The organism is Dietzia sp. IBK-p2-15D, from assembly GCF_057773105.1.
Genome location: NZ_JBYMTK010000018.1, coordinates 1 through 21,204 on the forward strand (window position 1 = coordinate 1; position 21,204 = coordinate 21,204).

Annotated in this window: 17 protein-coding genes and 1 pseudogene; 9 read left to right on the forward strand and 9 right to left on the reverse strand. The window is 72.0% G+C overall.

The window, feature by feature from the left end:
- Positions 1-158 precede the first annotated feature (158 nt).
- Together AC3DEV_RS16470 and AC3DEV_RS16475 are read right to left on the reverse strand one after the other, a co-directional pair.
- A complete protein-coding gene (locus AC3DEV_RS16470; RefSeq protein WP_488372779.1) occupies positions 159-2,099 on the reverse strand; it encodes a VanW family protein in 1,941 nt (646 codons plus the stop codon).
- A gap of 195 nt (positions 2,100-2,294) precedes the next feature.
- Positions 2,295-3,608 carry an acetyl-CoA C-acetyltransferase gene (locus tag AC3DEV_RS16475; RefSeq protein ID WP_067717232.1) on the reverse strand — a complete coding sequence of 438 codons (1,314 nt, stop codon included), beginning with the start codon at positions 3,606-3,608 and terminating at the stop codon, positions 2,295-2,297.
- A gap of 123 nt (positions 3,609-3,731) precedes the next feature.
- Between AC3DEV_RS16475 and AC3DEV_RS16480 the strand changes: the two genes are divergently transcribed.
- The 5 genes from AC3DEV_RS16480 (at position 3,732) to AC3DEV_RS16500 (ending at position 10,301) form a co-directional block, all read left to right on the forward strand.
- Complete coding sequence (locus AC3DEV_RS16480) at positions 3,732-5,081, forward strand: 3-oxoacyl-ACP reductase (protein ID WP_069389503.1); 1,350 nt, start codon at positions 3,732-3,734, stop codon at positions 5,079-5,081.
- Between the two features lie 6 nt (positions 5,082-5,087).
- Positions 5,088-5,993 carry a MaoC/PaaZ C-terminal domain-containing protein gene (locus AC3DEV_RS16485; protein ID WP_488372780.1) on the forward strand — a complete coding sequence of 302 codons (906 nt, stop codon included), beginning with the start codon at positions 5,088-5,090 and terminating at the stop codon, positions 5,991-5,993.
- 230 nt (positions 5,994-6,223) lie between these two features.
- On the forward strand, positions 6,224-7,567 hold the full coding sequence (locus tag AC3DEV_RS16490; protein WP_488372781.1) for a PQQ-dependent sugar dehydrogenase: 1,344 nt from the start codon (positions 6,224-6,226) through the stop codon (positions 7,565-7,567).
- A gap of 119 nt (positions 7,568-7,686) precedes the next feature.
- Positions 7,687-8,892, forward strand: a complete 1,206-nt coding sequence (locus tag AC3DEV_RS16495) for a PQQ-dependent sugar dehydrogenase (protein WP_488372782.1) — start codon at positions 7,687-7,689, stop codon at positions 8,890-8,892.
- Positions 8,893-9,119: 227 nt separating this feature from the next.
- On the forward strand, positions 9,120-10,301 hold the full coding sequence (locus tag AC3DEV_RS16500; protein WP_488372796.1) for a PQQ-dependent sugar dehydrogenase: 1,182 nt from the start codon (positions 9,120-9,122) through the stop codon (positions 10,299-10,301).
- A 5-nt stretch (positions 10,302-10,306) separates the two neighbouring features.
- Here the strand turns inward: AC3DEV_RS16500 and AC3DEV_RS16505 are convergent, their stop codons facing one another.
- On the reverse strand, positions 10,307-11,113 hold the full coding sequence (locus AC3DEV_RS16505) for a fructosamine kinase family protein (RefSeq protein WP_488372783.1): 807 nt from the start codon (positions 11,111-11,113) through the stop codon (positions 10,307-10,309).
- Entirely contained in the window at positions 11,106-12,395 is a 1,290-nt protein-coding gene (locus AC3DEV_RS16510) for an MFS transporter (RefSeq protein ID WP_488372784.1), read from the reverse strand. Before AC3DEV_RS16510 ends, AC3DEV_RS16505 begins: the two co-directional genes overlap by 8 nt.
- Before the next feature lie 78 nt (positions 12,396-12,473).
- On the opposite strand from AC3DEV_RS16510, the gene AC3DEV_RS16515 reads away from it, so the two are divergent.
- The 4 genes from AC3DEV_RS16515 (at position 12,474) to AC3DEV_RS16530 (ending at position 16,907) form a co-directional block, all read left to right on the forward strand.
- Positions 12,474-13,415 carry an SRPBCC family protein gene (locus tag AC3DEV_RS16515; protein WP_488372785.1) on the forward strand — a complete coding sequence of 314 codons (942 nt, stop codon included), beginning with the start codon at positions 12,474-12,476 and terminating at the stop codon, positions 13,413-13,415.
- A 160-nt stretch (positions 13,416-13,575) separates the two neighbouring features.
- Positions 13,576-14,628 carry a beta-ketoacyl-ACP synthase III gene (locus AC3DEV_RS16520; RefSeq protein WP_488372786.1) on the forward strand — a complete coding sequence of 351 codons (1,053 nt, stop codon included), beginning with the start codon at positions 13,576-13,578 and terminating at the stop codon, positions 14,626-14,628.
- A 102-nt stretch (positions 14,629-14,730) separates the two neighbouring features.
- A complete protein-coding gene (locus AC3DEV_RS16525) occupies positions 14,731-15,816 on the forward strand; it encodes an SGNH/GDSL hydrolase family protein (RefSeq protein WP_488372787.1) in 1,086 nt (361 codons plus the stop codon).
- An 80-nt stretch (positions 15,817-15,896) separates the two neighbouring features.
- Positions 15,897-16,907, forward strand: a complete 1,011-nt coding sequence (locus AC3DEV_RS16530; RefSeq protein WP_488372788.1) for an SGNH/GDSL hydrolase family protein — start codon at positions 15,897-15,899, stop codon at positions 16,905-16,907.
- A gap of 192 nt (positions 16,908-17,099) precedes the next feature.
- On the opposite strand, the gene AC3DEV_RS16535 is transcribed toward AC3DEV_RS16530, so the two are convergent.
- The 5 genes and pseudogenes from AC3DEV_RS16535 to AC3DEV_RS16555 form a co-directional block, all read right to left on the reverse strand.
- Entirely contained in the window at positions 17,100-18,386 is a 1,287-nt protein-coding gene (locus AC3DEV_RS16535; RefSeq protein ID WP_488372789.1) for a Dyp-type peroxidase, read from the reverse strand.
- Positions 18,379-18,960, reverse strand: coding sequence for a copper chaperone PCu(A)C (locus AC3DEV_RS16540; RefSeq protein ID WP_488372790.1), 582 nt, complete (start codon positions 18,958-18,960; stop codon positions 18,379-18,381). Before AC3DEV_RS16540 ends, AC3DEV_RS16535 begins: the two co-directional genes overlap by 8 nt.
- A 70-nt stretch (positions 18,961-19,030) precedes the next feature.
- The gene (locus AC3DEV_RS16545; protein ID WP_488372791.1) at positions 19,031-19,666 is read right to left on the reverse strand and encodes a hypothetical protein; all 636 of its coding nucleotides are present in this window, start codon (positions 19,664-19,666) and stop codon (positions 19,031-19,033) included.
- A gap of 33 nt (positions 19,667-19,699) precedes the next feature.
- Positions 19,700-20,194: an NUDIX hydrolase gene (locus tag AC3DEV_RS16550; RefSeq protein ID WP_488372792.1), complete on the reverse strand. Its 495-nt coding sequence runs from the start codon at positions 20,192-20,194 to the stop codon at positions 19,700-19,702.
- A gap of 119 nt (positions 20,195-20,313) precedes the next feature.
- Positions 20,314-21,204: pseudogene (locus AC3DEV_RS16555) on the reverse strand (hypothetical protein); the annotation flags it as partial.

Consider the following 21,204-nt stretch of genomic DNA (forward strand, 5'->3'; position numbering starts at 1 on the left):
ACATACTCAAGCGCCAACCGCCGCCTCTCCTCAACGCTGCGCTCGCGTGATGGAACAACCACCGTCATCTCGACACCCTCCCGCCAGCGCCCATCGCCGACTCACAACCAGCCTGAGCCACAGGGCGGATCCGGAATCCGGGTAGCGGATTCGGCGCTCTAGTTGCCGGGTACGCCGGGAATGCGGAACTCCGGTAGGCCCGGGATCCGGATCGGGTCACCGGGTCCGGGGAGCGCGGGCGGCGGTGGTGGCGGTGACGAGGTGGGATCGTCGTCCTCGGGAGTCTCGGCCCGGCACACGATCCGGTCTCGCGGCGCGTAGCTCGACGAGACGGTGTCGGTGCTCACGGTGTCGCCGCCGCGCAGGACGACCCGGGTCACGCGGGCGGTGTACCCGTCCGCGCCCGGACTCGGGGTACACCCGGCCGTGCTGACGACCCGGGTCTGGGCCCGCCGGATGTCGGTCCGGGGGGCCGTCGAGACCCTCACCGTGTACTCGGGCGTCCCCCACAGCCGGACCGTCACCGAGTTGCCGCTACCCGAGGCATCGATCACCAGGCCGGTGTCCTGGGCGTTTCGGAATCCGACGTCGGCCGAGGCGGTGGCATCGCGGCCCGCCGGGAACGCGTCGCCGTCGACACCGCGGGAGCTGCGGACGAGGTCCTGTGCGCCGGAGTCGAACGCCGCGTTGAACAGGGCGGTGGCGACGGCGTCGGCGGACACGTCTCCGGAGACCGTGCCGGCGACCTCCGCCATGGAGAAGCTCCCGCCTGCCGGGATGAAGTGCCCGGCCAGCGAGGCGATCATCGACTGGGCCTGTCCGCTCGCGCCGACGGCCACGGTGAACTGGCCGACGGGCTCGCGGATGCCGGCCTGCTCGGCCTCCGCGGTGGTCAGCTCGGGGTCGCGGCCCACGTAGCCGACGGGGAGCACACGCGGGCCGTCGACGTCGGTGAGTTGCCCGGGCAGCCGACCGAGCAGCGGGCCCCATTCGACGGTGCGTCCCTGGACCGCGGGCACGATGGTGGCGCTTGACCCGCTGAACTCGAAACTCGCGTCCCTGCCCACCTGCTCGGTCTCCTCCAGGAGCGGGTCCAGGATCCCCTTGGCGGCGTCGGCGTCGAAGCGGGGCTCGAGCACGTCGCCCTCGCGGACGAAGCTGAGGTACTCCCCGATCCGGTCGCGGGGGAACAGCACCGGCACCGCGCCCGGGTCGTCCGGGTCGACCATCTCGATCTCCCGCTCGGGGGGCTCGGGCCGCTCGCGCCCGGGGCCCGGTGGCGGGGCGGGGAGCCTGGTGGTGACGGTGGTGGTCGCCGGCTCGGTGCCGTCGTCGCGCATCCGCGAGGCCAGCAGCGTCAGGTCCCGGGAGGCGGCGGGCTCGGCCACGTCCCGGACCAGCGCCCGCACCTGTTCGGCGTCGGTCTCGGTGGGCGTGTAGTCGACGGGCAGGTCCACTCCGTCGTCGTCGAGCCAGTGCTCGAGCACCGCGTCGCGGGAGTTCTCGATCTGTAGGCGCTGCCCGTCGAGCGGGATGGCCGAGCGGACCTGATCCCGGTCGAACCAGATGGCGCCCTCGCGGGGCTCGAAGTCCGCCTGGAGGGCGAGGCGCTCGAGGAAATCGGTCAGCCGTGCGTCCGGGATGACGCTGGCGATACCGACCTCGGTCGACCACACCACGCTGATCAGCCGCTTCAGCGGGTTCAGAGGCTGTTCACCGCCCCGGTCGAGCGTGCCCTGCCAGTCCACCGACAGGCCGACCGAGTCGGGGTCAAGCGTGGTCGACACGGCCCCGGCGCGCAGATCCACCTCGTCGTCGACCCGCGGTCCGAGCTCGGCGATCAGTCGCCGTTCGGCGTCGGCGGTCCGCATCCCGCCCACCTGGATGCCGGCGACCTCCGTCCCGCGCGGGACCCGGCCGATGCTGTGCACGAGATCGAAGCCGTACAGGACCGCAAGTGCCATGAACAGGCCCACACCGGTGTAGATCCACCGCGACCGCACCCGGTACCGATGTCGGTCGGACGCAGCCGGGTGCGGGCCCGCGCCCTCGATCGCGACGGGGCGTGCCGGGGTGTCGTCATCGTGGGACTCGACCACGCGTCATCCACCTCCTCCCGAGCGGGGGACGGCGGAACCCCGCGGGCCGCCGGCCGGGGACGTCCCCGCCCGAACCACTGTGAACACCACTATGACGGACCGATACCGATGAGCGCAGCCCCCGCGCCGGACGCGGGGGCTGCGCTCATCGGACTCACGGGACGAGCCCGCGGCGAGGTGGACGAGGTGCGGGGGTCAGCGCTCCACGATCGCGGTGACGCCCTGGCCGCCCGCGGCGCAGACGGAGATGAGCGCCCGGCCGGAGCCCTTCTGCTCGAGCAGCTTGGCCGCGGCGGCCAGGATGCGGCCGCCGGTGGCGGCGAACGGGTGACCGGCCGCCAGCGACGAGCCGTTGACGTTGAGCTTGGAGCGGTCGATCGACCCCAGGGCCTTGTCCAGGCCCAGACGCTCGGTGCAGTACTCCTCGGACTCCCACGCGGCCAGGGTGGCCAGCACCTGCGAGGCGAACGCCTCGTGGATCTCGTAGTAGTCGAAGTCCTGCAGGGTCAGGCCGTTGCGGGCCAGCAGCCGCGGCACAGCATAGGTGGGGGCCATGAGCAGCCCGTCGGGCGTGCGACCGTCGTGGCCGTGGACGAAGTCCACCGAGGCGGTCTCCGAGTCCACCAGGTAGGCGCGGACCGGCAGCTTGTTCTCCTTCGCCCACTCCTCGCTGGCCAGCAGCACGGTGGAGGCGCCGTCGGTCAGCGGGGTGGAGTTGCCGGCCGTCATGGTGGCCTCGGTGCCGTGGGCCTCGGCGTCGCGCTTGCCGAAGACCGGCTTGAGCTTGCCCAGCTTCTCTTCGGAGGAGTCGGGCCGCATGTTGTCGTCGCGGGCGACGCCGAGGTACGGCGTCACCAGGTCGTCCTGGAAACCGGACTCGTAGGAGGCGGCGAGGTTGTGGTGGCTGGCGACGGCCAGGGCGTCCTGGTCGGCGCGCGTCACCCCCATCTCGCGGGCGGTGATGGCGGCGTGCTCACCCATCGACAGCCCGGTACGCGGCTCGGCGTTCTGCGGCTGCTCGGGCACGAGGCCCTGCGGGCGGATCTCACCGAGGAGCTTCAGGCGGTCGACGGTGGACTTGGCGGAGCTGACCTTGATGAGGGTCTTGCGCAGGTCGTCGTTCACCGAGAGCGGCGCATCCGAGGTGGTGTCGGTGCCTCCGGCGATGCCGGACTCGATACGCCCGAGGGCGATCGCGTCGGCCACCTGGATCGCGGCGGCCAGGCCGGTGCCGCAGGCCTGCTGGACGTCGTAGGCCGGGCTGGCCGAGTCGAGCACCGAGCCGATGACCGACTCACGGGTGAGGTTGAAGTCGCGGGAGTGCTTGAGCACGGCGCCGGCGACGACCGACCCGACGCGCTTGCCCTGGAGGTTGTAGCGGCTGGCCAGTCCGTCGATCGCGGCGGTGAGCATGTCCTGGTTGGAGGCGTCCGCGTACTTGCCGTTCGAGCGGGCGAAGGGAATTCGGTTGCCGCCGACGATGGCGACCTTGCGGGGGCTGGTGGTCACGTGTGTCACTCCCGTTGTGTTCTCGGTGTCCGGTGGCCCGAAACGCGGCCCTGCACGTATTGTTACTCAGCAGTAAGTTACTTGTCGACCCGTAGTACCGCACCTCTCCAGGAGATGATCGCCATGGCACAGGGCAACCTCGACCTCTACTCGCAGTTCGTGACCTCGGCCCCGGGGTCGTTCATCGCCGGCAAGGTCGGCCTCCCGCAGCCGGAGCAGCTGCGCCGGTACGAGGCCGGGCAGCCCGCCCTGCACGGTCCCGTCCTCATCGGCGGCGAGGGCCGCCTGGCCGAGCCCGTCCGGGAGATGCTGGCCGGCGACTACGAGCTGGCCGCCGCGGGCGCCGAGGGCAAGTTCGCCGGTCTCGTCTTCGACGCCACCTCGCTGCGTCGCCCGGAGGACCTCAAGGCCCTGTTCGAGTTCTTCAACCCGGTCGTCCGCAACGTCGCCGCCAGCGGCCGCATCGTCGTACTGGGCACCACCCCGGAGGAGACGGGCTCGGTCGAGGAGCGCATCGCCCAGCGCGCGCTCGAGGGCTTCACCCGCTCGCTCGGCAAGGAGATGAAGCGCGGCTCCACCGTCCAGCTCGTGTACGTCTCCCCCGACGCCGACGCGGGAGCCTCCGGACTCGAATCCACCCTGCGGTTCATCCTGTCCGGCAAGTCGGCGTACGTCGACGCGCAGGTGTTCCGCGTGGGGGCCGGCTCGGCCACCGCCCCGGCATCGTGGGACCGCCCGCTCGAGGGCAAGCTCGCCGTCGTCACCGGCGCCGCCCGCGGTATCGGCGCCGAGATCGCGGCCGTGCTCTCCCGCGACGGCGCGCACGTGATCTGCTGCGACATCCCGGCTGCGGGCGAGTCGCTGTCCGCCACCGCCAACAAGGTCGGCGGCACCTCGCTGCCGCTGGACGTCACCGCCGCCGACGCCGCCGAGGTCCTGGCCAAGCACGTGACCGAGCGTCACGACGGCCGCGTCGACGTCCTCGTCCACAACGCCGGCATCACCCGCGACAAGACGCTGGCCGGCATGGACAGCGCCCGCTGGGACTCCGTCATGGCCGTCAACCTCATCGCCCCCGAGCGCATCACCGCCGAGCTCGCCGAGAAGGGCGTGCTGGGCGAGGGCTCGCGCGTCGTGGGTGTGTCTTCGATGGCCGGCATCGCCGGTAACCGCGGCCAGACCAACTACGCGGCCTCGAAGGCCGGTGTGATCGGGTTCGTCAACGGCGCCTCGGCCGAGCTGGCCTCGAAGAACGTCACCGTCAACGCCGTGGCGCCGGGCTTCATCGAGACGCAGATGACGGCCGCCATCCCGTTCGCCACCCGCGAGGCCGGCCGTCGCATGAACTCCATGCAGCAGGGCGGTCTGCCGGTCGACGTGGCCGAGACGATCGCCTACTTCGCCAACCCCGCCTCGTCCACGGTCACCAACAACGTGATCCGCGTGTGCGGCCAGTCCCTGCTGGGTGCGTGATCTGACGTGGAGTACACCCGCCTTCCCGCCATCCCCAACCTGCTCGCCCAGTACGGCAGGGCCGCGGTGGGAGCCCTGCCCGTCGTAGGCGGCTCCCGCGACGGCAAGTCCATGCCGTCGAAGGGCGTCGAGGTCGCCGGCGTGCGCGTGGACGTGGCCAACTTGGCCGCCTACGCCCGCGTCTGTGGCCTGCGGCTGACCGACGAGCTGCCGCTGACCTACCCGTTCACCCTGGCGTTCCCGCTGAGCATGCAGCTCATGCTGGATCCGGACTACCCGGTGCCGGCGATGGGGTCGGTGCACCTGACCAACGAGATCGAATCGCGCCGCCCGCTGCGGGTCGGCGACGAGCTGAACATCCGCGCGCACGCGGAGAACCTGCGGGAGCACCCCGCCGGGTTGCTGTTGGACGTGGTCACCGAGATCAGGACAGGCGACGACGACGAGCCCGCCTGGGTGCAACGGTCGGCCCTGCTCTCGAAGCGGCGGACCTCGCTGAGCCCCGCCAAGGACGCCCCGCGCCCGCCGAGGCCCGAGCCGCCGACCGCGGCCGAGATCGGCGACCCCACCGTCGTGAAGTCGGTGTCCGAGGCGCAGATCGCGGAGTACGCGGCCGTGTCCGGGGACCGCAATCCCATCCACGTGTCCAAGGTGGGCGCGAAGGCGTTCGGCTTCCCGAACGTCATCGCCCACGGCATGTGGACGGCCGCCACGCTGCTCGGCACGGTCGAGGGCGGGATTCCCGAGCGGGCCCGCTACTCGGTGGAGTTCGGCAAGCCCGTGATCCTGCCGGCCAAGCTGGGAATCTACGCCCGTCGCGGCGGCGCCGGGGATCCCTCCTGGTCGCTGACCGTGCGCAATCCCAAGAAGCTGGGGACCGTGCACGCGACCGCGAGCATCGAGGAGCTCTAGGCCCCGCCCGGCACGCGGCCCAACCGGGCTCCGGCGTCGACAAGACCGTTCCGCACACATCGCCCGAGAGGCGGGTGTGCGGAACGGTCTTCTCGTGGACCGGGCGGTGACGGTGGCGCGGGGCGTTCGTGTCGGACCCGTGGGCTAGCGTCTTCGAGAAACCCGAGGGCGGGCCGTCCGCGGGTCGCCCATGTTCCGGACATCGATGTCCCCTTCCCCTCGGAGCCCCTGTGTCGATACCGCGACCCCACACCCCGACCCGCCCGAACTCTCGCACCTTCCGCGGTCGCCTGCTCGCGGGCGTGGCCGCCGTCGCCGCCGTGTCGGTGGCCTCGCCCACCCTCGCCTACGCGCAGGACAGCGTCACCGGCTCGCTCGGCTCGGTGGCCCCCGGCTCGCTCGGCTCAGTGGCCCCCGGCTCGCTCGGCTCAGTGGCCCCCGGCTCGCTCGGCTCAGTGGGCCCACGCGGCGGGGAGACCCTCCCGCCGCCACTCCAGCCGGGCCCCGCCGTCGAAGTCGACGTGGTGCTGGACGGTCTGACGATCCCGTGGGACGTCGTCCGCGACCCGGACGGCGTCGTCGTCACCGGCGAGCGCGGCACCGGGAAGATCGTCGCGGCTCGACCCGACGGCACCCGGTCGGACGTCGAGGCCGACCTTGGCCAGCTGTTCGCCGGGGGCGAGAGTGGCCTCATGGGCATCGCGCTGGCTCACGACTTCGCGACCAGCCGGGAGGTGTACACCTGCCACTCCGTCGACTTCCCCGGCGGCGTCCCCGGGGACAGCCGGGTCACCGCCTGGCGCGCAGCCGACGACTGGTCCCGGCTCGACGAGATCGACGTCATCGTGCCCGGCATCGCCCGGCAGGACATCGGGCACCACTCCGGCTGTCGGATCCTCGCCCATCCCGACGGCTCGCTGTACATCGGCACGGGCGACACGTTCCACGGCTCGGTGCCGCAGGACATGCAGTCGCTCGGGGGCAAGGTTCTGCATGTCGAGCGGGACGGCTCGCCCGCCCCGGACACGATCCGCGAGGACGGGACCGACCCCCGCATCCTGACATACGGCCACCGCAATGTGCAGGGGTTGGCACTCCAGCCCGGCACCGGCCGCGTCTTCTCCGCCGAGCACGGCACGCTGGTCGACGACGAGATCAACCTCATCCTCCCGCGGAGGAACTACGGATGGGATCCCTTCCGGCTCGGCATCCCGCGTAACCACGACGACGCCTCCCCGATGACCGATCTCGAGAAGTTCCCCGACGCGATGACGGCGGTGTGGTCGTCGGGCGACCCGACCTGGGCCACCAGCGGGATCACCTTCCTCGACCATCCGTCGTGGGGCGAGTGGAACGGCGCGCTCGCGGTGGCGATGCTCAAGTCCCAGCGCGTCGCACTCATGACGCTCTCCGACGACGGACTTCGGGTCACCGACTCCGTCGAGATCCTCGCGGGCCAGTACGGCCGCATCCGCTCCCTGATATCGGAGCCGGACGGCACCGTCCTCGCGACCACCTCGAACGGCAATGGCCAGGACAAGGTCCTGCGGATCCGGCCCATGGTCGGCGGGTGACCCGGCGGTGCCCGAGGCCGGTCTTCCGGTGTCGCGCGCACCGCGGGTCGAATAGGTTCGGCCTCACGGGGCGCCTCACCGGATCCCCCACCCCGCCCAGGCCCGGCCCAGGAGTAGCAGTGCACCGCACCGAGTTCCCTCGATCCCTCGCAGGGCTGGCCGCTCTCGTGGCGGTGGCGGTCGCCGTCCCGCTCGCCGCGTGCTCGACGACCGACGACGGGGACGGCGGTGGCGCCGCGAGCAGTAACCCGCCCGAATCGCGGGCCTCCGGGCAACCGCTCGCGCCCGGCCCCGTCGTCGAGGTCGAGACGATCGCGGATGGTTTGACGATCCCATGGGACGTCGTCCGCGACCCCGAGGGCGTCATCGTCACCGGCGAGCGGGGTTCGGGAACCCTGTACGCGATCCGCGGGAGCGGGGAGCGGACCGTCGTCGACGCGGACTTCGGCGAACTGTACGACCGGGGCGAGAGCGGCCTGATGGGGATGGCGCTGGCAGAGGACTTCGCCACCAGCCGCGAGGTCTACACCTGCCATTCCTCGGCCGAGGCGGACGACAACCGCGTCACGGCCTGGACCGCCACCGAGGACTGGTCCGCCCTCGAGTCGCCACGGGTTCTCGTGGACGGCATCCTGCTGGCCGACCGGGGACTGCACTCGGGTTGCCGCATCGTGGTCCACCCGGACGGCACTCTGTACATCGGCACGGGCGATGCGTTCACCGGCCCGGCGCCCCAGGACCCCGAGTCGCTCTCGGGCAAGATCCTGCACGTCACCCGCGACGGCGAGCCGGCCGACGACACGATCGGCGACTCCCCCGTCCTGACCTACGGGCACCGCAACGTGCAAGGGCTGGCCCTGCGGCCGGGCTCTGGCCAGATCGTCTCGGCAGAGCACGGGCCGGACGTCGACGACGAGGTGAACCTCGTGATTCCCGGGTCCAACTACGGCTGGGACCCGAACTCTGACGGCAGGTACGACCAGAACGTACCGATGACCGACATGCGCGACTTCCCCGATGCTGTTGAGGCGGCGTGGCGATCCGGGGACCCGACCCTCGCCCCGGGCGGGATCGCGTTCCTCGACGACCCCGCGTGGAGCGAGTGGGACGGAGCCCTGGCGGTGGCGATGCTCAAGACCAGCCAGATCGTCCTGATGACGCTGTCCGAGGACGGCACCTCCGTCACCGCGACCGCGACGATCCTGCGCGACGAGTACGGCCGCCTGCGCTCGATCACGCCCGAGCCCGGCGGATCGCTGCTCGTCACCACCTCCAACGGTGGTGGCGAGGACATGGTCCTGCGCGTCCGGCCCGCAGCAGGGTGACACCCCGGCCCCGCCACCGCCACCGCCACCGCCACCGCCACCGCCACGGTCCCGGCTCGGTCCGGTACCGCCGGTTCCACATCACCCCTAGGTTGTGGGCCGCACCACATTTGATGCCGCACTCCAGGGAGATCTCCGTGCCGTACCGCTCCGCTCCTCGCGCGCGCCGCGCAGCCGCCCGTTCCCGCGCCCGAACCGCTGTCGGTCTCGCCGCCGCGGCCACCGCCGTGACTCTCGCGCTGCCTGCCGTGGCATCCGCCCAGCTCGGCTCCCTCGGGGCCGGTTCGGCCGGGTCGGTGGACACGGGTTCCGTCCCGCCTGGCCTGCTGTTCCCGCCGACCCCCGGCATCGGTGCCGGACCGGACGTCGAGATCGTCGAGGGCCCGGCCGTCGAGACCGCGGTCGTCATGGAGGGGCTCAACATCCCCTGGGACGTGGTCCGTGCCCCGGACGGCACCCTCCTCACCGGCGAGCGCGGTGGCCGGATGCTCGTGCAGCGCCCAGGCGAGGAGCAGCGCACCGTGTCGATCGACCTGCCGGGCCTCTTCCGCCAGTCCGAGAGTGGCCTGATGGGTATGGCCGTGGACCGCGACTTCGCCGAGAACCGCGAAATCCACGTGTGTTGGTCGCGATCGGTCGGCGGTGAGCGCGACAACCGGATCACCACCTTCGAGGCCGCCGAGGACTGGTCCGCGCTGACCAAGGTCCGCGACACCATCACCGGCATCCCGCTGGGCGCCGAGGGCATCCACAGCGGCTGCCGCCTGCTCACCGCCCCGGACGGAACGCTCTTCGTGGGCACCGGCGACACGTACAACGCCACGGGTCCGCAGTCCACCGACTCCCTGGCCGGCAAGACACTGCACATCAACCCCGACGGGACCCCGGCCACCGGCGACTCGGTGATCAACACCATCGGCCACCGCAACGTCCAGGGCCTGGCGATCGAACCCGGATCCGGCCGCGTCTACTCAGCCGAGCACGGTCCGGATGTCGACGACGAGGTCAACCTCCTCGAGCCAGGTGCCAACTACGGGTGGAACCCGAACGTCGGCGGACGCTACGACCAGAACGTCCCCATGACCGACACCGAGGAGTTCCCGGATGCGGTCGAGTCCGTCTGGTCCTCCGGCTCGCCCACGCTCGCGCCCGCCGACATTGAGTTCCTGGGACCCGAGTGGGGCGAGTGGGAGGGAGCGCTCGCGATGGCGAACCTCAAGACCCAGAAGTTGGTCCTGCTCCGGCTCGGCCAGGACGGCCGGTCGGTCGTCGACGCGTCGGTGCTCCTCGAGGGCGAGTTCGGTCGCCTGCGGTCCCTGGCGCCCGAGCCCGACGGCTCGCTGCTGGTGACGACCTCCGACGCCGACAATCGCGACTCCGTGTTCCGCATCAGCCCGGCGGCGGGCTGACCGGCCTAGAGCCGTAGGACCTGCCGGGCGGCGTCGGCCAGCACGATCGCGTAGCCGGCGCCGTGCCCGGCGGAGTGGGTGGCCAGCGGGTGCAGCTGATGCAGCGGGACCCTGTCGCGCCATCCCTCCCGAAGCGGGTGCGCCTCGTCGTACCCGCGGAGGATCTCCTCCGGGTGCGGCGAGCCGAACAGCGCGAGCATCGCGAGGTCGGTCTCGCGGTGGCCGCCGTGCGCGGCGGGGTCGATGAGCACGGCCTCGACGTCGTTCTCTCCGCCGCCCTCCCCGTCGGCCCGCGCCGGGGTCCACAGCACGTTGCCGGTCCACAGGTCGCCGTGGAGGCGGGCGGGGACGTCGTCGGGGTCGTCGAGTTCGCCGGACGCCACGCGGTCGCAGGCCCGCTCGACCACGGCGAGGTCGGCGCCGCCGAGGACTCCGAGGTCCACGGCTATCCGAACGAACGGCCGGACCCGCTGCTCGGCGTAGAACTCGCCCCACGACCCGGTGGGCGCGCACTCCTGGGGCCGGTTGCCGATGAAGCACCGGCCCGCCCAGCCGTCCGCGGGTGCGCCCCAGGCGGCCGCGCCCGCATCGTGCATCGCCGCCAGCGACCGACCGAACCGCAGAGCCGCCCGCGTCGTCGCGCGACCCGCGGGAATTCTCTCGAGGGTGATCTCGTCGTCGTCGACCTCCTCCACCCGGACCACCCTCGGCCCGCCGGGGGCCGCGGCGAGCCAGGCCAGACCCGCGGCCTCGTGGCGGAAGAAGTCGGGGCCGTGGCGGGAGCCCCTCTTGACGAACACCCGGTCATCCACGTCGATCTCCCCTCGTGTCGCGGCCGAGCAGCGGCCCGGCGAGCGCGGCGATGAGCACGCCGCCCACCAGCATCGGCACGACCGTCCAGCGCATCCCGACATGCTCCGCGATGAGACCGACGAGCGGCGGGGAGGCCAGGAAGCCCAGTCGCAGGACCCAGTTGAGCACCGCCAGCCCCGCGCCGGGAGCCAGGCCGGGCACGGAGTCGGCGGCGACCATCGCACCCGGGATGACGGTGGCGATGCCCCACCCGGCCAGCGCGAATCCAGCGAGCAGGACCATCAGCAGGGCGGGGCCGTCGAGCAGCGACGACGCGACCAGCGCAGCACCCGAGCCCAGCACCACGCACGCCCCGCCCATCCGGCCGACGTGCGCCGCGCCGAACCCCTCGACCAGGCGGTCACCGGTGACGCGTCCGACGAGCTGCGTGCCCTGCACCGCGACGAACCCGAGACCCGCCAGGCCGGCGCCCGCTGCCGCGACCTCGCGCAGGTAGAGCGCGGACCACGTCTGGGCGAAGTCCTCGACGAGGGTGGCGCATCCGGCGAGCACCCCCAGCGCGAGCAGGAGCAGCAGCGCGCGACCGACCGGTACGCGGCGGGAGACGTCCCGGTCGGCGGGAGACGACGCGGCGGACGGGGGCATGGTGTCGAGGTCGCGCCCGGAGTCGTCCTCGGCGACCGGCGGACCCAGCCGGAGGGGAAGTGCGGCCAGCGCGGCGAGCGCACAGACGACTCCCGCCACGATCATCTGCCCCACCACCGGCGTGCCGACGCCCGCGGCCACCGATCCCCCGACCGCGCCAAGCGCCGCACCGAGCGACCACACCGCGTGGAACCGGTTGATCAGCGACCTGCCGTGACGCGACTGCACGCGAATCCCGTGGGCGTTCATCGCCACGTCGGTGATCGCGTCGGTCAGCCCGAACAGCAGCAGCAATCCCGCGAACACGGCCACGACGGGCGAGAAGCCGACGAGCGCCGCGACGCCCGACGCCACGACCATCGCCGCGACCGCGACCGCCCCGTCCGAACGCCGCCGCATCAACGCGGGGGTGAGCAGGCCACCGACGAGCGCGCCGGCCGGATAGCAGGCCATGGCCAGGCCGAATCCGGCCGGGCCCAGGTCGAGCGCGTTCTTCAGGTCGGGCAGGCGGGGCACGATGGCGCCGAAGATCGCACCGTTGGCGGCGAAGAGCAGGGCGGTCGCTGCGATCGGTCCGCGGGTGGTACCGGTCCGGGCACTACCGCCACCCACTCGCCTCCCGGTCGTCGCACTCACGACCGCCACACTACGTCCGGCCGGCGCGCCGGTAGCGTTACGCGGCAAGAGCAGCGGACCGGTGAGGGGAGTACGCCCGTGTACGACGTGACGGCGGGGATCGAGACCGAGGACGGCGGTCGGCGCGTGGCGTGCCGGGTGCCGCTGCCCGTGGCGCCCGCGGTGGTGTGGGACGCGGTCGCCACCGGCGAGGGGATCTCCTCCTGGTTCGTGCCGTGCGCGATGGAACCGCAGGTCGGGGGCCGGATCGTGCAGTTCGCCGACCCCGGCGCCCCCGATCCCACGACCGGCCTGGAGGCCGCCGCCGAGGCGATGCTCACCGCGACGGTCGGCCAGATCACCGACTACACGCCGCCCGTCGGGAGCGTCCCCGGACTGTTCGCCTACGAAGAGCGGGACTGGATGGGCGAGGGTGTACCGGTGCCGCCGTGGGAGACGTCGTGTGAGGTGGTCGACGACGGCGAGGGCGGCAGCGTGCTCACCCTGCGGTCGGGGTTCGGCTCCGGCGGGCAACTGGCGGAGGAGTCGGTGGACGGCAGTGTCGACGGGTGGGTGCAGGCGCTGACTGTGCTGGCCCACCGGCTGACCCATCGCCCGGCCGACGGGGTGGTGACCGTGGACGCGGCCACCGATCCGGTCGAGGCCACGGTGCCGGAGTTGTGGGCCCGGGTGACGGCGGCGCTCATCGCCCCGGCGTCCGGCGTGGGCGGGAACCCGGGTGACGGTGGCGTGGTCGCCAGGTCCGGCGAGGTGGGCGGCATCGTGGCGATCGGGTCCGAGGCCTCGCGGACGCTCATCCTCTCGGCGCCGGCCGACGGCATGCTCGAGCTGTTCGCGTTCCCCGCCGGCGAGACCCACGAGGACGCCGTCGGCCGGGCCGCGCTGGCGGTGCGGGTGTTCGAGTACGTCGACGCCCCCGGTGGCGACGGCCGACCGCTCGGGGCCGCCGCGGTGGACGTCCCGCCTACCTGGGACGCGCCGCGCTGGCGGGAGTGGCTCGAGGGGCTCGCCCGCGGCTGAGCCGCGCACCGGAGGGGGTGGCCGCTGTCGGGGGCGAAACGTCACGGTCGTATGTGCCGATGTTCTCACCGACCGCAGTACTGTTGCGGAGAAGTATCGTGACGGGCCGCGCCAGCGGGACCCGATCCCGAACCGCACACCGACGAGGAGCTACATCCGTATGGCGGATTCCAACGAGACCGTGACCATCGCGACCGGCGCGGGCGCGCCCGGCTCCACCCTGCTGGGTATCGGCGCGTACCGCCCTGAGCGCGTCGTCAGCAACGAGGAGATCTGCGAGACGATCGACTCGACCAGCGAGTGGATCTACGAGCGGTCCGGGATCCTCAACCGTCGTTTCGCGAGCGCAGACGAGTCGATCGTCATGATGTCGACCGAGGCGGCCCGGAAGGCCGTGGCCTCCGCAGGGATCGACCCCGAGCTCGTCGACGCGGTCATCCTGTGCACGTCGACCAACTGGACCCAGGTGCCCCACGCCGCGCCCCAGGTGGCCACGAACCTCGGACGCAACGGCATCGCCGCGTTCGACCTCACCGCCGGCTGTGCCGGGTTCGGGTACGGCCTCGCGGTCGCGACGAACATGATCCGTGGCGGTGCCTCCCGGTACGTCGTGGTGATCGGTGTGGAGAAGATGAGCGACGGCATCGACTTCACCGACCGCAACACCTCGTTCATCTTCGGTGACGGCGCCGGCGCGGTCGTGGTGGGCCCGGCCGAGACCAACGACATCAGCCCGGTGGTCTGGGGCTCCGACGGCGAGCAGGGCAGCGCCATCAGCCAGACCAAGGACTTCAAGGCGTACGTCGACGAGGTCGACTCCGGTGCCGACGACGTCCGGCAGCCCTACCTGACCATGAACGGGTCCAAGGTCTTCCGCTGGGCCGCCGTGCAGGTGTCCAAGGTCTGTGCCGAGACGCTGGAGACGGCCGGGGTGACCGCGGAGCAGATCCAGGCGTTCGTCCCGCACCAGGCCAACGGCCGCATCAACTCGGCCATGGCCAAGCACCTGGGCCTGCCCGACACCGTGGCGATCGCCAACGACATCGAGCAGACCGGCAACACCTCGGCGGCCTCGATCCCGCTGGCCATGGAGACCATGCTGCGCGAGGGCCAGTCCAAGCAGGGCGACGTTGCGCTGTGCATCGGGTTCGGTGCCGGCCTCTCCTACGCCGGCCAGGTCGTCCGACTCCCGGCGGCCCCGCCCGCCGACTGACGGCCCCGACGCCCCTTCCGAGCCCTCCCGTCGCGTCCGGGAGGGCTCGGGAGGCTCGGGAGAGACGCCCAACTAGACAGGTGTTCATGGGACAGTGATCCCATGCACACGTCTCCTTCCCGCGCCATGCGCCGCCTGGTCGCCGGCGCCGCCGCTGCCACCGCCGTTCTGCTCACCCCGCTGCTGGTCGCCCCGGTCTCGGCCGCGCCCGCCATCCCAGGCCCCGTCGTGCCGCAGGCCTCCCCACTCGAGCTCGCCAGCGGATCCGCGCAGACTCTGGGTGGCACCATCGCCGGCCAGGTCACCGGCACCGGGATGGGTCCGACCGTCCTGTCGGGTGCGGGCACCGGCCCCTCCAAGTACGTGGCGCTGGGCGACTCCTACGCCGCCGTCGGCAGGATCGCGCCCGGCTCGTGGGGTGCGGGTCCGGTCGCGTGTGTGCGCACCGACGACGCCTATCCCACCGTGGTCGCCCGCGAGCTGGGGGTGGGCACCTTCGTCAACGCCAGCTGCGGCGGCGCCGTGGCCGACGACTTCACTGCCGTCGGCCGCACGGGCGCCCCGCCGCAGTTCGACGCCCTCGACGCCGACACCGACCTGGTGTCCATGACCATCGGCGGCAACGACGTGGGCTTCGCCGCCGTGATCGTGGCGTGTGCGCTGCGGCCCAACACCGCGCCCGAACTGCTTCCGCTCGTCGACGGCGCCACCGCGAGCCTCTCGAAGGGCTTCGACCCCACCGCGGGCTGCGCGGACGTCATCGACCGGCAGGCGGCCCAGGCGCTCCAGGACCTCGACCAGCGGATGGACGCGGTGTACGCCGGGATCGCCGAGCGCGCACCGCAGGCCCGCGTGGTGACGGTCGGGTACCTGGCCGCGGTGCCCGCGGACGACCGGATCATCGAGCAATCCCCGGCCTGCGCTCCGTTCATGGCGATCAGCCGGGAGGAGCGGGCCAAGGTCCGCGGCTTCCAGGACAGCATCAACCGCGTCGTCCGCGACGCCGCCGAGCGCAACGGCGCCACCGTCGTGATCCCCGATGAACCGGGCCACTCGATGTGCACCCCGCCCGAGAACCGCTGGGTGGACTTCACCGGGCTGGACACGGGCGCGGTGCCGGTCCATCCGACCACCGCCGGCCATGCGCACGTCGCGGATCGGGTGCTCGCCGCGCTGGGCGATGCCTGAGTCCGGTCACGTCACCTGACGACTGTCCAGTTGGGCCCAATTCGGTAACGAAGCGGCGTCGATGAGAGAACATAGAGCTCATGCTCACCACTCCTCGGCGCCGCTTCGCCGGTTCCCGCACCCTCACCACCTCCCTCGCCCTGGCCGCGTCCGTCGTCCTCACGGCCGCACCCGTCGCTGGTGCCCAGTCCACCACCCAGGCGGACGGCACGATCGCCCTCGGCTCCCTGGGGTCGAGCGTCGGCACCCCTGTCAGTGCGTCGGGTTCGCTCGGCTCGCTCTCGACTCCGGCCTACGCCGACTACGTGGCGCTCGGCGACTCCTATGCCGCGTTCGGGGACCAGACGGAGCCCGTGGTCACGGATGGCCCCGCCGCCCGGTGCGGCCGCAGTCTGACCAACTATCCGAATGTGCTCGACGTGAACTCGGCGGTTGGTGAGCTGGTTGACGTCACCTGCGGCGGGGCGATCATCCCCAGCCTCACGGGGTTCCAGTACGACGGGGTCCCCGCCCAGCTCGACGCCCTCGACGCCGACACCGATCTGGTGACCCTGTCGATCGGCGGCAACGACGTCGGCTTCGGCACAATCGTCGACTGCATCACCAAGCGGAACGACTACGCCACCACTCCCAACTGTCGTGCTGAGCTCGACGACGACATCACCGCTGCCATCGACTCCGTCTTCGGCGCGGGTACCGAGGGGGACGTGCCGGTCGCGACGAAGGTCGACACGATCTACGCGCTGATCGAGGAGAAGGCGCCGGACGCGACGGTCGTCGCGACCCAGTACCTGCCGCTCATGCCGGCCGAGGGTGAGAGCTGCGCGTTCACCGAGCAGCTCGTCCCGGACGATGTGACGTGGGCCCGCGAGGTGACCGCGAGGATCAACGCCGCCGTCGACGCCGCCGCTGTCCGCAACGGTCACGTCTCGGTCCTGCCCGTCGACCCCACCGTGGACCGCAGTGCGTGTGGCAACGACGATGAGCGCTGGACCGACTTCACCGGCGGGGCCCCGACCGGCGCCTACCCGATGCACCCCACTGCACTCGGCCAAGAGGCCATGGCCGACGCGATCGCTGCCGCCATCTGACCGCCGTCACCCCGCTGCGGCCACAGCCGCCCGCCGGCATGGCGTCTCGCCTGCACCGCGGTGCAGGCGAGACGCCGTCGCGGCGGGCGGCTGCGTCGTGAGGCCGGCGGCTGTGGCGTGAGGCCGGCGGCTGTGGCGTGAGGCCGGCGGCTGCGTCGTGAGGCCGGCGGCTGCGGCGCGAGCGGGCGCCCGTCAGCCCTCGAACAGCCCCTGCCCCACGTACCCGCCCTCCGGAGCGCCGGGCGGCAGCGCGAACACGGCGGACCCGATGGGGATGGTCCACGTGTTGAGCGCGTCCTGCTCGGCGAGCCGCCGCTGGACGGGGATGTACGTCCGCACCGGATCGGCCTGGTAGGCGGTGAACAACAGACCGGAGTTGCTGATCTCGCCGCCCTCCGGCGGGTCGTCGTAGTTGTACGGCCGCCGCAGCATGGCCTCGCCACGGTTGCGCTGCCTCGCTCGCGCGATGTGGGACTCCGGCGGGATCACCGGAAGGCCCACCTCGTCGACCGCGTCGAAGTCGGCCGGGTCGTGCTCGTGCACCCCGGTAAGCGGGGCGCCGGTGTCGAGCCGCCGGCCGACGCTCAGCTCGCGTGAGGTGCGGTCGATCTCCTCCCACGTGTCCATCGTCATGCGGATCCGACGCAGCACGAGCGAGGACCCACCCCGCATCCACCGCTGGACCTGCCCGTCAGAGGAGGTGCCATCGGAGAACAGGAGCTGATCGAAGTCCACGTCCTGCTCGGTGGGGTTGACGGTGCCGTCGACCTGCCCGAACAGGTTGCGCTGCGTCCGCCCGGTCGGGTCGGTGCCGACGGCCTTGCGGAAGCCCCGCTGCACCCACTTCTGCCGGGCAACCCCCCGCACGCCGGACGCCAACACCCGGGCAGCGTGGGAGACGATCACCGGGTCGTCGGCGCAGATCTGCAGCAGCAGGTCCCCGCCGGACCAGCGGTCCTCGAGTCGGTCGATCTGCGGGAACGCCGGCAACTGAGCGAGCCACGCGGGACGCTTGTCCGGCATCCCGATCGCGTCGAACAGCCCGGGCCCGAACCCGATGGTGACCGTGAGCCGCGCCGGATCCTCGGCGAGCTCGGGTTCGAGGTTGGCGAGTCCGCCTCGCCCCCGGGTGAGCCGGGCGGCGTCCTGGGACCACGCCCGCAGGACTCCCTGGATCTCCGTGCGGGTCGCCCCCGGGACGATGTCGAACGCCACGAACGCGGCATGCGATTGCGGTCGTGTGGTGATGCCGGCCTGGTGCGGGCCGTGGAACGGTTCGGTGGCCGTCCCGACGACTCGCGAGTCGGCGACCGCCTTCCAGTCTCGGATCACCTCGTCGTCGTCGACGACGCCTCGCCCCGCGTACCCGGCGGCACCGCCCACGACAGCACCACCGACGACGCCGGCACCCACCGCCGCCGCGACGCCGCCACTGAGCACCGACCGCCGGGACAGACCGCGACGGTCCTGCTCAGCCATCGCTGCCCATGCCCCCGTTCATCTCACCGTGACCGCCGCCGACGTACTCCTCCTCCCCGCCCTGGAAGTCGCGGGCGGAGACGGTGACGTCCTGCTCGGCGCCGTCGAACTCGAGGGTGAGGGTGATCTGCTGGCCGGTGGTGATGGGTCGCCCCAGCTCCATGAGCATGATGTGGTTGCCGCCGGGCTCCAGGACGAGCTCGCCGCCGGCGGGGATGACGAAGCCGTCCTCGCGTTCCTGCATCATCATCCCGCTGGCGCCGGGGACGGTCTCGTGCAGTTCGGCGCTGTCGCCGAGATCGCTCTCGACGCCGGTGAGGTGCAGGTCGGCGTCGCCGGGGTTGGTGATGGTGCCGAAGACGCCGGTCATCTCCGTGCCGGTGGCCTTGGCCCATCCGTCGTCGAAGGTCACGGTCGTGGAGGCGGTTGAGTCGGCGGTGTGGGCGGTGTCGGCCGCGGCGGCGGGGGTGGCGGCGGTCGTGGTGTCGGTGTCGTCGGTCGCGCAGGCGGTGGTGGTGAGGGCGAGCGCGAGTGCGGAGGCCGCGACGAAGGCGGCACGAGTGTGGGTACGCATGGTGTGGGAGTCCTCGTGTGGTGTGTGTGATCGCCCGGCAGCGCTGGGCGCGTACCGGTGCGGGTGGTGGTCACACAGACACGGGCGGCGCGCGGGTTCCCCCGCGGGCCAGGAGGAATTGTCCGCGGGGGGTGTCGGCGTCGTAGGAGGCCAGGAGTCGGGCGACGACGACGAGGTGGGCCGTCTCCACCATGGGCGGTATCCGAGCCGCCAACCAGGACAGTGTCCTGGAGAGGATCGCGACGAGCGCGAGCGTCGTGGCGATCGCTGCAACGTGGGCACCCAGCATTCCCGGGGTGAGTAGTGCGGCCGCGGAGGATGCGGGGGCGGGGCCGACGCCGTCCATCGCGGCCCGGAGCGCTGCCGGGTCCGTGGCGTGGTGGCCGAGCACACCGGTCGTGCCGGCGGCGCCGTGGGTGTGGCCGGAGGCCAGTACGAGGTGGACGAGTCCCTGCCCCGCGATCAGGCCGGCCGCGGCGGCGAGGACGGGGGTCCGGCGGCGGGCGACGGATGCGGCGAGTGCACCGATTCCCGCGCTCGTGGCCGCGACGGCGAGGATCTGGCCAACCGTGGGCGGGCCCGCGAGCGCGCCGGCGGCCAGTCCGTGGGCGCTGATGCCGAACACGCCGCTGACCAGCGCCACCACGATGCCCACGACCGCGGTCACCGCGGGCGGGACCTCGGCGCGGAGGCGGTCGGCGGACATGACTCGATTCTATGCCCCGGGGGGTGTAGCAGGCTATCCGGTGTCACCCTCGGTGGTGGTGACGATGCGGGCGCGTTCCTCGTCCGCCAACCCGGCGTCGATCCGGGCGAGCATGTGGGGTCGCATCTCGGGCAGGTCGTCGACGTCGAACCAGCGGACGTCGGTGTTCTCACCGTCGGCCGGGTGCGGGTCGCCGTGCAGGTATGTGCAGGCGAAGGTGTGGTCGATGTATTGGGCGCGGTCGCCGTTGTCGTAGGTGACCATGCGGGAGACGCCGATGGAGGCGACGCGGTCGACGCGGATGGTCACGGCGGCTTCTTCGTGGGCCTCGCGGACGGCGGCGTCGGCGGGGTGTTCGCCGGGGTCGACGATGCCGGTGACGGGGGTCCACCAGCCGTTGTCACTGCGCCGGACCAGGAGCACGCGGGCGCTCTCGGGGTCCCGGATGACCGCGGTAGCTCCGGCCAGCCACAGCGGGGCGGTGCCCACGTGCCTGCGGAGTTCGAGGACGAAGTCGGGGGTGGCCATGTCCGAGAGCGTATCCGGGGGGCCGAAATGGCGGATCCCCCGCCGACCGTGTGGTCGACGGGGGATCGCCGGAGTGCTATCCGGTCGCTAACTCAGTCAGCGGTGGAGGGGGCAGAACCTCAGTTCTGCTCCTCCTCGGGCTCGCACTCATCCTGCTCCATGGAGCCGTTGTCCTTGAGGAAGTCGATGGCCTCCGGCGGGAGGTTGCAGACGATGCCCAGGTTGATCTCGGGAAGCGGCGGGAGGGTGCTGCCCGGGAGGTTCACGCCACCGGAGACGATGAGTCCGATGCCGATACCGGCGCCGGCCAGCGAACCGAGAGCCAGGATGGTGCCAGCGTCGGAACCCGCACCCGAACCGGGGACGGTGACGTCGCCCGAACCGAAGTCAGAGCCGGCGCCCTCGCCGGAACCGGAGGCCGAGCCGGTCAGCTCACCGAGGATGTCACCGAGCGAGCCTGCGTCAAGCGAGCCACCTTCCTCGGAACCACCGGTCAGCGACTCCGTATCAAGCGAGCCACCCTCCTCGGAACCACTGGTCAGCGACTCCGTATCAAGCGAACCGCCCTCCTCGGAACCACCGGTCAGCGACTCCGTATCAAGCGAACCGCCCTCTTCGGAGGCGGACTCAAGCGAACCGAGCTCATCCGACCCCGAAGCGGAGCCTGCCTGGAGCTGGGCGATGAGGCTGGTCAGCGAGCCACCCTCCTCGGAACCACCGGTCAGCGACTCCGTATCAAGCGAACCGCCCTCCTCGGAACCACCGGTCAGCGACTCCGTATCAAGCGAACCGCCCTCCTCGGAACCACCGGTCAGCGACTCCGTATCAAGCGAGCCACCCTCCTCGGAACCACCGGTCAGCGACTCCGTATCAAGCGAGCCACCCTCCTCGGAACCACCGGTCAGCGACTCCGTATCAAGCGAACCGCCCTCTTCGGAGGCGGACTCAAGCGAACCGAGCTCATCCGACCCCGAAGCGGAGCCTGCCTGGAGCTGGGCGATGAGGCTGGT

What these genes read in the sequence shown, in the direction of transcription:
- AC3DEV_RS16480 (WP_069389503.1), top strand. Translation starts at nt 3,732, where the DNA reads ATGGCACAGGGCAACCTCGACCTCTACTCGCAGTTCGTGACCTCGGCC.
- AC3DEV_RS16520 (WP_488372786.1), top strand. Translation starts at nt 13,576, where the DNA reads ATGGCGGATTCCAACGAGACCGTGACCATCGCGACCGGCGCGGGCGCG.
- AC3DEV_RS16525 (WP_488372787.1), top strand. Translation starts at nt 14,731, where the DNA reads ATGCACACGTCTCCTTCCCGCGCCATGCGCCGCCTGGTCGCCGGCGCC.
- AC3DEV_RS16530 (WP_488372788.1), top strand. Translation starts at nt 15,897, where the DNA reads ATGCTCACCACTCCTCGGCGCCGCTTCGCCGGTTCCCGCACCCTCACC.
- AC3DEV_RS16535 (WP_488372789.1), bottom strand. Translation starts at nt 18,386, where the DNA reads ATGGCTGAGCAGGACCGTCGCGGTCTGTCCCGGCGGTCGGTGCTCAGT.
- AC3DEV_RS16540 (WP_488372790.1), bottom strand. Translation starts at nt 18,960, where the DNA reads ATGCGTACCCACACTCGTGCCGCCTTCGTCGCGGCCTCCGCACTCGCG.
- AC3DEV_RS16545 (WP_488372791.1), bottom strand. Translation starts at nt 19,666, where the DNA reads ATGTCCGCCGACCGCCTCCGCGCCGAGGTCCCGCCCGCGGTGACCGCG.
- AC3DEV_RS16550 (WP_488372792.1), bottom strand. Translation starts at nt 20,194, where the DNA reads ATGGCCACCCCCGACTTCGTCCTCGAACTCCGCAGGCACGTGGGCACC.